Annotated in this window: 14 protein-coding genes and 1 riboswitch; of the genes, 13 read left to right on the forward strand and 1 reads right to left on the reverse strand. The window is 47.6% G+C overall.

The features are described from left to right. The first annotated feature begins 73 nt into the window (after positions 1 to 73). Positions 74 to 814 carry a L,D-transpeptidase family protein gene (locus PG862_RS07635; RefSeq protein WP_270707014.1) on the forward strand — a complete coding sequence of 247 codons (741 nt, stop codon included), beginning with the start codon at positions 74 to 76 and terminating at the stop codon, positions 812 to 814. 141 nt (positions 815 to 955) lie between these two features. After that, positions 956 to 1,061: riboswitch (TPP riboswitch) on the reverse strand. A gap of 44 nt (positions 1,062 to 1,105) precedes the next feature. Here the strand turns inward: PG862_RS07635 and PG862_RS07640 are convergent. Then, positions 1,106 to 1,906 (reverse strand): hypothetical protein, encoded by an 801-nt coding sequence (locus tag PG862_RS07640; RefSeq protein ID WP_233430273.1) that lies wholly within the window; start codon positions 1,904 to 1,906, stop codon positions 1,106 to 1,108. Between the two features lie 185 nt (positions 1,907 to 2,091). On the opposite strand from PG862_RS07640, the gene PG862_RS07645 reads away from it, so the two are divergent. The 12 genes from PG862_RS07645 to PG862_RS07700 all read left to right on the forward strand — a co-directional run. Then, complete coding sequence (locus tag PG862_RS07645) at positions 2,092 to 2,274, forward strand: hypothetical protein (protein WP_107001618.1); 183 nt, start codon at positions 2,092 to 2,094, stop codon at positions 2,272 to 2,274. A gap of 174 nt (positions 2,275 to 2,448) precedes the next feature. After that, the gene (locus PG862_RS07650; protein ID WP_118472438.1) at positions 2,449 to 4,077 is read left to right on the forward strand and encodes a response regulator transcription factor; all 1,629 of its coding nucleotides are present in this window, start codon (positions 2,449 to 2,451) and stop codon (positions 4,075 to 4,077) included. Continuing rightward, positions 4,077 to 5,876, forward strand: coding sequence for a sensor histidine kinase (locus tag PG862_RS07655; protein ID WP_270707016.1), 1,800 nt, complete (start codon positions 4,077 to 4,079; stop codon positions 5,874 to 5,876). Before PG862_RS07650 ends, PG862_RS07655 begins: the two co-directional genes overlap by 1 nt. A 31-nt stretch (positions 5,877 to 5,907) precedes the next feature. Beyond that, positions 5,908 to 6,882, forward strand: coding sequence for a substrate-binding domain-containing protein (locus PG862_RS07660; protein ID WP_107001676.1), 975 nt, complete (start codon positions 5,908 to 5,910; stop codon positions 6,880 to 6,882). A gap of 24 nt (positions 6,883 to 6,906) precedes the next feature. Continuing rightward, positions 6,907 to 7,935, forward strand: coding sequence for a galactose ABC transporter substrate-binding protein (locus tag PG862_RS07665; protein ID WP_118492072.1), 1,029 nt, complete (start codon positions 6,907 to 6,909; stop codon positions 7,933 to 7,935). A gap of 247 nt (positions 7,936 to 8,182) precedes the next feature. Next, a complete protein-coding gene (locus PG862_RS07670) occupies positions 8,183 to 9,274 on the forward strand; it encodes a substrate-binding domain-containing protein (RefSeq protein WP_181357250.1) in 1,092 nt (363 codons plus the stop codon). 112 nt (positions 9,275 to 9,386) lie between these two features. After that, positions 9,387 to 10,895, forward strand: a complete 1,509-nt coding sequence (locus tag PG862_RS07675; protein WP_107001613.1) for a sugar ABC transporter ATP-binding protein — start codon at positions 9,387 to 9,389, stop codon at positions 10,893 to 10,895. A gap of 14 nt (positions 10,896 to 10,909) precedes the next feature. After that, positions 10,910 to 11,902: a galactose/methyl galactoside ABC transporter permease MglC gene (locus PG862_RS07680; RefSeq protein ID WP_107001612.1), complete on the forward strand. Its 993-nt coding sequence runs from the start codon at positions 10,910 to 10,912 to the stop codon at positions 11,900 to 11,902. Between the two features lie 374 nt (positions 11,903 to 12,276). After that, positions 12,277 to 12,564 carry a hypothetical protein gene (locus tag PG862_RS07685; protein ID WP_227589388.1) on the forward strand — a complete coding sequence of 96 codons (288 nt, stop codon included), beginning with the start codon at positions 12,277 to 12,279 and terminating at the stop codon, positions 12,562 to 12,564. A gap of 52 nt (positions 12,565 to 12,616) precedes the next feature. Further along, entirely contained in the window at positions 12,617 to 12,889 is a 273-nt protein-coding gene (locus PG862_RS07690; protein WP_107001611.1) for a hypothetical protein, read from the forward strand. Between the two features lie 189 nt (positions 12,890 to 13,078). Next, positions 13,079 to 13,489 (forward strand): IS200/IS605 family transposase, encoded by a 411-nt coding sequence (tnpA, locus tag PG862_RS07695; protein ID WP_118628723.1) that lies wholly within the window; start codon positions 13,079 to 13,081, stop codon positions 13,487 to 13,489. A gap of 339 nt (positions 13,490 to 13,828) precedes the next feature. After that, the coding region (locus PG862_RS07700) for an RNA-guided endonuclease InsQ/TnpB family protein (RefSeq protein WP_270707025.1) at positions 13,829 to 14,700 on the forward strand (872 nt) is incomplete at its 3' end.

The following is a 14,700-nucleotide window of genomic DNA, read 5'->3' on the forward strand; positions in this document are numbered from 1 at the left end:
AGGTGTGCGAAAGATAAAAGCAGCCGATTTTTGAGTGAAATTCAGATACATAAAATAATAGGAGATAAATAAGATGAAATTGAGAATGAAGCAGAAAGCAATGGTGATATTGGCAGCAGGCATGTTGATGAGTGCGGCAGCTCCGGCGGCTGCGATGGCGGCGGAGAAAGCGACAGGACCGGCGCTTACGGCAAGCTACAACGGGGATGTAAATACACTGGAGGCGGCGAAGGATGCAACGCAGCTGATTGTGGTGATTGGCAACCGCCAGGATCCGGCGAAGAGCCGTCTGGACTGGTATAAACGCGATGCAGATGGAAAACTGGTGCAGGTGATGTCGAAAGAAGCGGTCAGCGGCATGAACGGTATCACGATGCAGAAGCAGGAGGGCGATAAGAAGACGCCGGCGGGTGTGTACCGCTTTACGATGGCATTTGGCCTGAAGGCAAATCCGGGAACGATTCTGCCGTATCACCAGATCGTGGACGGCGATTATTATGTGGATGACGGAAACAGCCAGTATTATAACAAGCTGGCAAATACGAAGCAGGTACAGAAGGACTGGAATTCGGCGGAGGATCTGATGGCGCAGGCGCCGCAGTATAATTATGGCCTGGTACTGGATTATAATCCGGAGTGTACACCGGGAAAGGGATCGGCGATCTTTCTGCATTGCCCGAAGAGCTGGAATAATACGGGAACTTCCGGATGCATCAGTATTCCGGAGGAAGATATGAAAAAGGTTGTGTGCCAGGTGGATACCGGGACGAAGATTGTGGTGGTGCAGGATGAGAGCGATTTAGCAAATTACTAAATTAGATAGGCTGTGAGAGTCAGATCTCATTTGGGGATTTTTATCTGGAAGCAGATAGGAACCCCCAGATGAGTTTTTTTGTTTCATAGGACATAATTTCCTAATGAAACCCAAAAACGCCGGACAATATCCGGCGCTCAGGTGTCTCAAAATATCTGTCCCTACGTTGGCATTATCCAAATCAGGTTTTGGGTCGGAACTTTTGGTTTCCTCTCAGCCTGCATCACAAGCTTCCCATTATCGAAATGAATTGTAGCATGATTTGGAAAAATAGCAGTGGCAACTCTGGTTTTATGATTTATTTGCCCCGCCCATCTGCCGGCTCAGCATCCGCAGCATTTCCGCCTGCCGTTTCTGCGCTGGGGGCATTTGGTCTGTCAGGATCGAAAAAAGAGTGTCCATTTCTGAGGTTGAGAATTGCGGGGAACCGTTGCTGCCCCGGAGACTCATGAGAAGCGGCAGAAGCTTGTCTTGCGGCGTGTTTCTTGCCTGATCGGCTAACTGTTCCATCTGTTTTATTTTGTCTGGATCCATGGAGCGGAGTCTCGGATCCTGTTTCCAGTTTTGAAATTCCATAGTGTGTGCCTCCTGTCTGTTTGAAGTGGATGTGCCAGATGCACGGTCTGTGGTTTTTTTCTGTCTGCGGGAATATTCGGCTTGCGGGTAAAGGACAGATGCCGGAACTGCATCAGAATTGGGTGAATCATTCTGGATATCTTGCGAAGTCGGAAAGGATGCTGTCTGCGGCATATTTTGCCAGTAGGATTCATAGAGGCGGGAACCTTCGATAAAATTTAAGACCAGATCGATCGAACTTTGCTCTTCCTCTGTGCCATACGGCTTGATCGCTTTCAGCATATCAACCGGCGAATCCTTGTCGCGTTCGCCCACCGAGCAGATTCCGATCTCACCGTCGGCCGGATCAGCAAATAGTTGCATCGTCTTTTCTAGTTCGCGGAATTTCACAAACAGGGAGAAAAAACGCTGTTCCGGGATGTGAATATAGGGAAGCGCCGCCTTGACAAGCTGCATATGTGGGAGTGAGGTCAAGCGGTCTAACTCGGTCATTTTGAGAGAAACATCTTGGTTCACGAAAAAAACCTCCCAAATCTTTGTCTCAATATATGCAGATGAGAGGAAAAAAAGACGTTTTGGTTCACGGGTAGGCACTTTTGGAATCGAAAAAGAACGGGAATGTTTAAAGAAAAAAAGCACCGGGACAGGAAAAACCACATATAGTATATTATAAAAAATAAGAAAGAAAAGGATTCAGAGCTATGAACACCCGGCTGATCATTGATGGAAATGCCGTTTATGAAATAGATGAAGACTGTCTCGCCTGCCGCGGACGGCGGACTGGATGCAGACGCTGTGTGGAACCGGGTTCCCGCACCCGGGGACGAAGCACGCCTTTACAGAAATTGGAACCTGCCAGTGAAAAATCACAAACTCACAAATAAAGAAAGATGTGGTATAATGTAAAGAAAGAAATTCCCCTCATTCCAGCCTGCCCAGCCACTTCCTCATGAGGTGTCAGGGAAAGCTGGAATGGGGATACCGTAGCAGAGCTCCAGAGTCCTAAGACAAACTGGCTCACAACAACATTGCATCAGGAACTGAAAGGACGAATCCATATGAACCCATATAAAATCATGCTGGTAGATGACGAGGAGGAAGTACGGACAAGCATCATACGCAAAATCGACTGGCAGGATGCCGGATTCGAGGTGATCGGGGATGCGGAGAACGGGAAGGAAGCGCTGGAAAAGATCGAGCAGAATGAGCCGGATGTTGTGCTGACAGACATCCGGATGCCATATATGGACGGGCTGGAGATGGCGGAGAATATACGGCAGAGATATCCGTCCATCAAGATCGTGATTTTTTCTGGTTTTGATGAATTTGAGTACGCCAAAAAGGCGATCAAGCTCAATGTGATCGAATATATTTTAAAGCCGGTCAATGTCGAAGAGCTGACGGCGATTTTAAAGAAAATCAAGAAAAATCTCGATGAGGAGATCGAGCAGAAGCGGAATGTTACCCTGCTTCGGGAAAGTTATATCAAGAGTCTTCCGGCGATCCGGGAACATTTTTTGAATGACCTGATTCACGGCGGCATGGAGGAAGCGCAGATTGAGGAAAAACTGAACGAATATGCGATCGACGTTGCGGGTGCGGTCAAATGGGTGATTGCGGCGATCCATCTGGAACCGGATGAGAAGGTGGACAAGGCAGTTTCGCTGCATCAGCAGCGGGAGCTGATTCCGATCTCCGTCCGCAATCTGATTGAGGAAAAACTGGAAGGGCAGTACCGTTTTATTGTATTCCATTCTTCCTTTGAGACGATCCTTCTGGTGGCGATCGACAAAGACAATACACAGACCGGGCTGATTGCCCTGCTGGGCGATATCTGCAAGGAGACGAAGAAAATTCTGGAGGTATCGGTTACGATCGGCGTGGGCGAGAGCTGCAGTTCGCTGACGGATTTAAGCCGCCCGTGCCACACTGCACTCAATGCACTCGGTTACCGTGCGATCACAGGTTCCGGCGGTGTGATCTGCATCGGCGATATGGAGCCGTCCGGGCATGAAAAACTCCGGTTCGACAGCCGGATGGAGTCGGAGCTTATAGCGGCAGTCAAGTTTGGACCGAAGGAAAAGATCCGTTCCGTGATAGACGGGATTGTGAGCCGGATGGAGGATGCGCGGGTGCATTACCGCCAGTATCAGGCGTATGTGCTTGCGATCATCAATGTGCTGACACAGCTCTCCCAGCAGTATGATCTGCGGATCAGCGAGATGTTTGGCGTGGAAAATGATTATTTCGAGATTCTGGGGCGCGTCCAGAAGATGGAGAATGTCCGCCCGTACCTGACCGAGGTGGCGCTCAAGATGAATGCCGGAATGGAAGAAGAGCGGAGCAATACGACAAAAAACGTGATCCGCGAGGCGAAGCAGTACATTCAGGACAATTTTCAAGATCCGGAGCTGTCGGTGGAGAAGATCTGCCGCCATCTGCATATGAGCCCGGCGTATTTTTCAACGATGTTTAAGAAGGAGACGGGACAGGCGTACATCGCCTATCTGACCGATGTCCGGCTGGGGCGCGCGGTCGAGCTTCTGATGGCAACTGACGACAAGACGTATATCATCGCGGAAAAGGTCGGCTACCCGGAGCAGAACTATTTCAGTTACGTATTTAAGAAAAAATTCGGTGTTTCCCCGACGCGGTACCGCACGGCACACCGGAGCGGGGAGGCATAATGGGTGAAAAAAGGACGATCTGGAAGAAAAAGCTCTTTGACGATGCCAGCATCCGGTCGATGATCTTTATCTATTTTACGATCACGGCGCTGGCGGCGAGTGTACTGATCTCCCTGTCGCTGTACCAGAGAATGTCACGGCAGGTCACGGAAGTAGTACAGGAGGAGAGCCAGAACCTGATCGCGCAGGTGGGGCGCTCTGTGGAGTCGTATCTCCGCACGATCATGAAGCTGTCCGACTCGCTTTATTATGGCACGATCAAGAATGCCGATCTGTCGAGCCAGTCGCTTGGAAGTGAATTTACGCTTCTCTACGATAATAATAAGGATAATGTGGAGAATATTGCCCTGTTTTCGGAGGATGGGGCGCTTCTGGAGGCAGTCCCGGCGGTGCGTCTGAAAAATGAGGTGGATGTGACGCAGGAAGAATGGTTCCGGAGCGCCTTAAACCGGACGGAAAACCAGCATTTTTCCTTGCCGCACGTACAGTATGTGTTTGACAATGCGGAAAATCAATACCGATGGGTCATTTCGCTATCGCGGGCGGTCGAACTGACACACGGAACCTCGACCTCGCAGGGCGTCCTTCTGGTCGATATTCGCTATTCGAGCCTGGAACAGCTCTTTGGCGGCATCACGACGGGGCGCGGCGGTTATTTCTATATGATCAGCGGAAATGGCGAGATTCTTTACCACCCGCAGATGCAGCTTCTGGATTCCGGCTGGGTGCAGGAGAACAATGGACAGGCAGCCGGCTATTCGGACGGAAATCATGAGGAGATATTTGCCGGAAAAAAGCGGATGGCGACGGTCAAGACGATCGGCTACACGGGCTGGAAGGTGGTCGGGGTGACGCCGGAAAATGCCGTGTCGCTCAACACGATCAAAACCCGGCTTTTTATCGTATTTGTCATTGCCCTCATTTTGTGCATTCTGGCTCTGATTAACTCTTATATTTCATCGAGGATCACGAATCCGATCCGCGAGCTGGAAAAATCGGTCGGCGTCCTGGAGGCGGGCAATTTAAGCGCACCGGTGTACATCGGCGGTTCGTATGAGATCCGCCATCTGGGAAAATCGATCAGTGATATGGCGGGTCAGATCCGCCTCCTGATGCAGGATATTGTGCGTGAGCATGAGGCGAAACGCAAGCAGGAGTTTGATACGCTGCAGTCGCAGATCAATCCGCATTTCCTCTATAATACGCTCGATATCATTGTCTGGATGATTGAAAATGAGCAGAAAACGGAGGCGGTCAAGGTGGTGACGGCGCTGGCGCGGTTCTTCCGTATCAGTTTAAGCCGCGGCAAGAGCTTAATTACTGTGAAGGATGAGCTGGAACACGTCCGGAATTACCTGATGATCCAACAGATGCGGTTTAAAAATAAGTTTACCTATACGATCAAGTCAGATGATGAGGTTTTGGAACTTGCAAGTTTAAAACTGATGCTGCAGCCGCTGGTGGAGAATGCGATCTACCATGGCATGGAATATATGGACGGCGACGGCGAGATCTTCGTGCGCGCCTGGCAGGAGGAAAAAGAGCTGTATCTGGAGGTGCGGGACAATGGGCTTGGCATGACGGAGGAACAGGTCGAGAGCCTCTTTACCGATACGGCGCACGTGGCATCCAAGCGCGGATCCGGCATCGGGGTACGCAATGTCAACGAGCGGATCAAGCTGTATTTCGGCGCGGAATATGGTCTTTCGATCGAGTCGGAGCCGGATGAGGGAACCGCGGTGAAGATTCATCTTCCGGCAGTGCCTTACGAGAAAGTGCTGGAAGAGAAGAAAGTGTAAAAGTGGGGGCGACAGATCAATGCGATATGGAGTGAGAAAAAAAAAGGAGCTGGTGCTCTGGGGAATCCTGTGTGTGGGACTTATTTTGCTGTATCTCCTTTCCTCCACGGATTGGATCATCAAGGAAAAAGAGGTGGAGGTCTACCCGGTGTCCCTGATTATCAGCGATACTTCGGATGATGATTACGTCAACTTCCGCAAGGGCGTGGATCAGGCGGCGGTTGAGTATAATGTAGATGTCAGCTTTATTACCCTGTATGAAAAGGATAATCTGGCACAGCAGATGGAGCTGGTGCGCCGGGAAGCGGCAGACGGTGCCGGGGCAGTGATACTGGAGCCGGTTGATGAGCTGGAATGCCGCCAATATCTGGAAGAAAATACATATGGAACGCCGATTATCCTGCTGGGTGAATTATCACCGGATGAGGAGGTCAAGGGGGCGGTTCATATGGACTGGACGGCAGCCGGGAGAAAGCTGGGCGAGGCGATTACGGCGGAACAGAGCCCCGATCTTCCTGTCTGGATCTTTGCAGATAACCCATATATCGGCAAGGCGGGGGAGATGAAGCAGGGGCTGACGGAGGTGCTGGAAAAACAGGGCTTTTCCTATACCATTGTGCCGCGCGGCACCGATGATACTTACCGTTCCGTCATTGAAAAAACAGTTTATCCGGGCAGCGGCACGGCGGTGGTGGCGGCACTGGATTTCGCCAGCACAGCGGAGGCGGCGGAGATTGTCGGCGGAAGCAGCGTGTACGGAAAATACATTTCCGGGCTATACGGCGTCGGGATGATGCCGTCCCTGCTGGATCAGCTTGACAAGGGGACAATCCGGGGGCTGGTGGTAACAAACCAGTTTGACGCGGGCTATTTTGCGGTCAAAAAAGCAGTGCAGGCGATTGAAAAAGAGCAGGAGAGAAGCCAGCTTTCATTGGAATCCTACTATATAGAGAAGGATGAGCTGCGCTCGAAGAAATATGAGAAGATGCTGTACCCGATTGATTAAAAATCCGGGAGGGAGTATAGAAAGATGAAAAAAAACGGAAAAAGCATTCAGATGGCGCTGGCACTTCTGGCAGTGGGCACACTTCTTTTAAATGGATGCAGCGCGGCAAAACCGGCAGAAAAAAAGAGCATCCGTATCGGTGTAACGCTGTACCGGGGCGAGGATGCCTTTATCAACAATATCCGTTCCAGCCTGGAGGAAAAGGCGAAGGAATATGAGCAGCAGACGGGCATTAAGGTCAATCTGGAAATCATGGATCCGAAGGGAAACCAAAATACGCAGAACAGCCAGGTAGATCGTTTCCTTTCTCTGGAATACGATGCGATCTGTGTTAATATGGTGGATCGCTCGGCAGCATCGTATGTCATCAACAAGGCGATGGATGCCGGGACGCCGGTCGTATTTTTCAACCGCGAACCGGTCGAGGAGGATATGAAACGATGGGAGCACCTCTATTATGTAGGGGAGGACGCGCGGGAATCGGCGGTTCTGCAGGGAGAACTTCTGGTGGATGCGTATCAGGAAAATCCAGGCAGTCTTGATTTAAACGAGGATGGAACCGTGGGATATGTGATGTTGGAGGGCGAGCGCAGCCATCAGGATTCGCTGATCCGCACAGAGTGGTCGGTACAGACGATGCGCGACGGAGGTATTCCGCTGGAAAAACTGACCGGTGGTTCGGCAAACTGGGATCGGAGCCAGGCAGCGGCGCTGATGGAACAGTGGATCCGCCAGTTCGGGGATGCGATCGAGGTGGTGATCTGCAACAACGATGAGATGGCGCTCGGAGCTGCCGAGGCGCTTGAACGCGCTGGTGACACAAGAGGTGTGAAGGTGGTCGGCATCGACGGAACCCCGCAGGGAATCGAGGGGCTTAAGAGCGGAAAGCTGTATGGAACAGTCCAGTGCGACAGCGACGAGTATGCAGAAGTGATTTTTGAGATAGCTACCGCCGAGGCACTTGGTCAAAATGTACAGGAAAAGGTCGAATTAGAGGAAGGAACCTATTATCAATGCAGTCAGAAAGCGTTGACTGTTGCTGATTTACCATAAAATCCCACAGTTTCACACCGGAAAAACAAGAATATGTGAATAAAATCACAAAGGATCTAAAAAAATTTTATATAAGAACCAAGAAAATTATATGGAAAAGTGTACAAACGATCCGTATAATAAAGGTGTCGATAAGAAAAAATGACGAATCGGCGAAACTGTATAATGTGTGTATGCGGAAAATTTAACTGTTCGGTGGATCCGGACAGCGCAAACGGATACGCAAGTTTAAGGGAGGACAAACATTATGAAACTGAAAAAAGTAGCAGCACTTGGTTTGGCAACTGCAATGGCATTTTCCGTAACTGCTTGCTCCAGCAAACCGGCAGAGACAACTGCAGCGGCAGAAGAGACAACAGCAGCAGCTGACGCAGCAGAGACTGTTAAAGAAGCAATCGAAGGAAAAGATCCGGCAGAAGTTAAAGTTGGTATTTCTATTTACCAGTTCGCTGATAACTTCATGACACTGTATAGAAACGAACTTCAGAAATATTTAGTAGATGAGCTTGGCTTAAAGGCAGAGAACATCTCCATCATGGATGGTAAGAATGACCAGTCCGAGCAGATGAACCAGATCCGTAACTTCGTTACCCAGGGATTTGATGTTATGATCATCAACCTGGTTCAGGCTTCTTCTGAGCCGGATGTAACCAACATCTGCAACGAAGCAGGTATCCCGGTTGTTTACATCAACCGTGAGCCGGATGCTGAGAGAGAGCAGGCTTGGGTTGACGACGGCATCAAAGCTACTTATGTAGGTGCTGATGCTAGACAGTCCGGTACATATCAGGGTGAAGAGATCGCTGAGCTTGAGAACAAGGGTGATGCAGACGGCGACGGCGTTGTTCGTTACATCATGGTTCAGGGAGATCCGGAGAACGTAGATGCTCAGTACAGAACTGAGAAATCCGTTGAGGCTTTAAAGGCAGCTGGCGTAGAGGTTGAAGAGCTGACCAAGCAGCGTGGTGATTGGGATCAGACAAAGGGTCAGGAGATCACTGCTAACGCTCTGTCCCAGTACGGCGACAAGATCGATGTTGTATTCTGCAACAACGATGCTATGGCTCTTGGTGCTCTGCAGGCTATCGAGGCAGCTGGAAGAACTGTAAACAAAGATATCTACCTGGTAGGTGTTGATGCTCTGGTTGAGGTTGTTGAGAACGTTATGAACGACAAGATGACCGGTACCGTATTCAACGATTACTTCGGACAGGCTCATACAGCAGCTGACAAAGCTCTTGATTTCGTAAACGGCAAAGATGTTGACAACGTATACATGGTAGACTATGTAAAGGTTACAACTGAGAACGCTGGCGATATTCTGGAAATGATTAAATAATTGTAGCTGTTCAGAGAAGGACGGTTATGAACATATCACTCCCCTGCGGGGGAGTGAATAAAGTGTCGGGTGTGCAGATGGCACACCCGATTTTATGAAAGGAGAGAATGGGATGGCAGAGTACAGATTGGAGATGCGCGGGGTATCGAAAAGCTTCCCTGGCGTAAAAGCTCTGGACAAGATAAACCTCAAAGTACGTCCCGGCACCGTCCATGCACTGATGGGAGAAAACGGCGCTGGTAAATCCACCTTGATGAAATGTCTCTTTGGTATTTATCATATGGATGAAGGTGAGGTATATCTGGATGGAGAAAAAGTGGAGATCCACAATCCGGATGAAGCCCTTCACAGAGGACTGGCCATGGTACATCAGGAGCTGCAGCCGATACCTGAGAGAACGGTAGCAGAGAATATGTACACCGGTCGTTATCCAACCAAGAAATTTGGTCCGATTCAGGTCATCGACCATAAAAAGATGTTTGAAGAGACAGCAAAATGGCTGGACGATGTTAAGATGCCGTATAACCCGAAGGCAAAACTGGGAACCATGTCCATCGCCCAGATGCAGTCTGTCGAGATTGCCAAGGCTGTATCCTTAAATGCCAGAGTTGTAATTCTGGACGAGCCGACTTCCTCCTTGACGGATAATGAGGTAGAGGCGCTTTTCCGCATTGTCCGTGACCTGAAATCACGAGGCGTATCCCTCATCTATATTTCCCATAAGATGGCGGAGATTCGTGAGATTTGTGATGATATTACCATCATGCGAGACGGCACCTATGTTGGTTCCTGGCATATGGACGAGATTTCGGATGATGAGATCGTCAAACAGATGGTTGGTCGTGAGCTGACCAATATCTATCCTCCGAAGAATGATACAAAAGCCGGAGAGGTACTGCTGGATGTCAGAGGATATTCCAGTATCCATGATCGTTCCTTCCAGGATTGCTCCTTCACCCTTAGAAGAGGCGAGATTCTTGGATTCGGCGGCCTGGTAGGTGCTCAGAGAACGGAACTGATGGAAGGTATCTTCGGTATGCGTCATATTAAATCCGGAGAAGTTTATATTAAGGGTAAGAAAATGAACATTAAGCGTCCGCAGGATGCAATCCGGGGCGGTATCGGTATGATTACCGAGGACCGACGCGGAACTGGTATTCTGGGATGTCTGTCCATTGCAGATAATGTATCAATTTCCTCCCTGGATCAGTATTTACACTATGGTATCAAACTGAATAAGAAGAAGATTGAGCAGCTTGTCAAGGATAACGTGGCAAAGCTTTCAATCAAGACGCCGAGCAGTAAGACACTGATTCAGTCACTTTCAGGCGGTAACCAGCAGAAGGTTCTGATTTCCCGCTGGCTGGCCAACAACCCGGATATCCTCATCATGGATGAGCCGACCCGTGGTATCGACGTTGGTGCCAAGTATGAGATCTACCAGATCATGATTGACCTGGCAAAGCAGGGCAAAGGTATCATCATGATTTCATCTGAGATGCCGGAGCTGATTGGTATGTCGAACCGTATCCTTGTCATGTGTAATGGTCACATTACCGGTGAGGTACAGGGTGAGGAAGCAACTCAGGAGCGTATCATGAGCTACGCGACTAAGTTCTAAAGGAGGAAGAGAGAATGGATAAGAAACAACTGAATGTAAAAGATATATTGATCAATAACGGTATCGTTATTCTGATCCTGTTGATGGTTCTCTTTGTTGGTGTGACAAAACAGAACTTCTTCAGCCGTAGCAACTTTAGCAACATTTCCATCAACGTAGCATGCCGTTTCATCATCGCAGTCGGCGTATCCGGCTGTCTGATTACGAAAGGTACCGACCTTTCTGCAGGACGTCTGGTTGGACTTTCTGCCTGCCTGGCAGGTACTCTGCTCCAGAAGAGTGATTACAGCGGACATTTTGAACTTACCAAAGGATTTGGCGAGCAGAACGTATGGCTGATTCTCCTTATCTGTATTGCTATCTGCTGTGTATTTGGTCTTATCAATGGTATCGTAGTTGCTTACCTGAATGTACCGGCTTTCATCGGTACCCTGGGTATGCAGATGATCGTATACGGTATCAACCTGGTTTACACAAAATCCGTTCCGTTAGGCGGTTATCGTCAGGAGTATACCATCATTGCAAATGGTAACTTCTTCGGTATTCCGTACCTGTTCATCATTGCATTTGTCATCGGCGCGATCATGTGGTTCGTATTTAACTACACCCGCCATGGTAAATATATGTATGCAATCGGCGGCAACGAGGCAGCAGCAGAGGTTGCTGGTGTAAATGTTAAGAAAACCAAGATCATCATCTATGTAACAGCTACTGCACTGTATGCTATCGCAGGTTTCCTTCTGGGAGCTAAATCTGGTGGTGCCGGTGTAAATACCGGTAACGGTTACGAGCTGGAGGCTATTGCAGCTTGTACCATCGGTGGTGTATCTGTAAACGGTGGTATCGGACGTATCTCCGGTGTTATCATCGGTGTACTTGTATTCGAGTTCTTAAAGACCTGCTTACAGTTCCTCGGCATCGACCCGAACTACCAGTATATTGCACAGGGTATCGTTATCGTTGTTGCGATTGCGCTGGATATCCGTAAGTATATTGCGAAGAAGTAATAAGATTAACTGTGTTCTGACGAGAATGTATGTACCATATGAAAAGTCGTCTGAAACCGTACATAAATATAAGTTCTAAAAGAAATCAGAAACTCCCTCTCCATGGATGCATGGCGGGGGAGTTTTTTATAATAGGATAATCCGTTGGAATCTTCTATTATATAAACTGCCGGGCAGGATTTTTTCTTGTATAAATCTGAAAAGTTGTAATCGGCAGGGGGATGGTGGACGAGATGGCGTGCCAGCGCTTGCTTTGACAGTGACGGAAAAATATTTTTGGATTGCCTGAACTTATTTTTATGGATATAATAAGAGAAGAGGCTGTTTCAGAGTGAGCAGCAGAGAAAACAAGCCATATTCTGAAAGGAACAAGGATGAGCGAAAACGAAATGCTGGAAAAGAATGAGACGATAAAAGAAACAGTGAGCGAAAAACTGGAGACGGCGAAAGAAGCGGCAGAGGAGACGGCAGATAAAACTCTGGAGGAACTGGAAGCGGAGAATGAAAAGCTCCGCCGGGAGCTGGAACTCATGAAAGAAAAGACCATCAAAGAGCGCATCTATGACCATGTGCATGTCTCTGTGCGGACGATGGATATTTTTATCGGCGTGATGGTGGTACTGTTTGTGGTGGTTGTGGTGATGGGGATGCTGAATAAGTAGAAAGCAGCCGTGGTTAAAACTGTTTTGAGGATAAATGAGAGGAGGAAGAAAGATGATGTACCCATTTATGACCTTAAATGATGATACGGAAATTACCCATTCTGAAATGCGGGCAGATGGCAGGGTTAAAGTTTATATAGAAACACCCGATGAAAAAGATGGATTTCACAATGCGATATGCTATTTGCCAGATTACAAGTGGGAGAATATAAATGGTTATTCAGATATGGAAATGAGTTATTTCAAGAAACTGATTCGGGAAAATGCACACTTGATTATGGAGTTTTCACAAGAGGGAGGAATTCTGAGTGCCGCAAATTTTTAGGACAATAAGCGGGAATCCTCGGCAATTCAATTACCGAGATGAAAGCGCAGGAGTGTGCATATCTGCACAATGTAAATAGTATAATAATTCTCATCCTTTGATAGTAATGCCGTAACCGGCATACAATAAAAGCGAAAATATGTTCGAATAATAATTGCGTATTACACTTCAATATGATATACTATATGTATGAAAGGAAATCTGATACATTATAGAACTTGCGTGTGTAATATTAACTACCATATGGTTTGGTCGGTGAAATACAGACGGAAGATATTAACCCCAGAAGTTGAGAAATACCTGCAGGAACTCGTGCAGCAGATAGCTGACGATAAAGGTTTTACCGTTCATTTATTTGAATGTGGTGAAGGAGATCATGTTCACTGTTTTGTATCAGCTCCACCAAAACTGTCAATAACAGCCATTATCAAGTATCTGAAGGGGATCACAGGCAGGAAATTATTCGAACGTTTTCCGGAAATAAGAAACCAGTTGTGGAAGGGAGAACTGTGGAACCATTCCTATTATGTGGAAACGATCGGATCCGTATCTGAGGAAAATATTCGCCGTTATATTGAACATCAGAGCAAGTCGTATTAATTCAATGTGAATTGTAAATATTCATATGCATGGCTGTCTGAAGGGGGGAAGGGGAATGCTGCTGTCGCACAGAACATCGGTCAATATCCGGCCGGAATATTCTAATATGATAGGGCATATGTGTTATGCTGCTTCCAAACTCTGGAATGTCTGCAACTATGAACGCCGTCGATATAAAGAATTGGGGTTGGAGAAGTATCCTGACTGGTATTATCAGAAGAAAGCGCATAGAATTGTAAATATTCATATGCATGGCTGTCTGAAGGGGGGAGGAGAATGCTGTTGTCTCACAGAACATCGGTTAATATCCGGTCGGAATATTCTAATATTATAGGGCATATGTGTTACGCTGCTTCCAAGTTCTGGAATGTCTGCAACTATGAACGTCGTCGATATAAAGAATTGGGGCTGGAGAAGTATCCTGACTGGTATTATCAGAAGAAAGCGCATAAAGGAGATCTGTGGTATAGACAGCTTCCATCCCAGACAGCGCAGGAGACCTGCAAGCAGCTGGATAAAGCCTGGAAATCATTTTATGTCCTTAAAAAGATCGGTGGGATCAAAGATCCAAATCCGCCGCGATTTAAACAGGACAATATACCGATCACTTACATGCAGATGGGAATCCGGCACGAGAAAGGTTCCGACCAATTGCGGCTGTCTCTGTCAAAGGATCTGAAAAGCTATATGGAAGAAGCTTATGGGATTCATGAAAAATTTCTATATCTTGAAAATAAGATTTTCAGGAACATGGATCACATAAAACAGCTGCGGATCTATCCACCGGAAGATGGAAAATGTGACCTTATCGTTATTTATGAGATCAAAGAGCCAGAACCGCTTTCCCTGAATGGTCATTATTTATCAATTGATCTTGGAATTCATAATCTGATGACCTGTTATGATTCCGGAAATGGAAGGAGTTTTATTCTAGGAAGAAAATATCTTTCGCTGGAAAGATACTTTCACAAAGAAATCAGCAGGGTTCAATCAATATGGTATGCACAGCAGGTGGAAAACGGCATAAAATATCTCAGCTCCTCGAAACACATCAAGAGGCTTTATCGGAAAAAACAGAATGCAGTAAAGGATTACCTTCATAAGGTGACCAGATGGTTTGCAGAATACTGTAAAAAAGAAGGGATAAGCTGTGTAATCATAGGAGATATTCGAAATATCCGTAAAGGAAAAGATATAGGGCACAAGACAAA

The organism is Clostridium fessum, from assembly GCF_027698965.1.
Taxonomy (GTDB): domain Bacteria; phylum Bacillota; class Clostridia; order Lachnospirales; family Lachnospiraceae; genus Otoolea; species Otoolea fessa.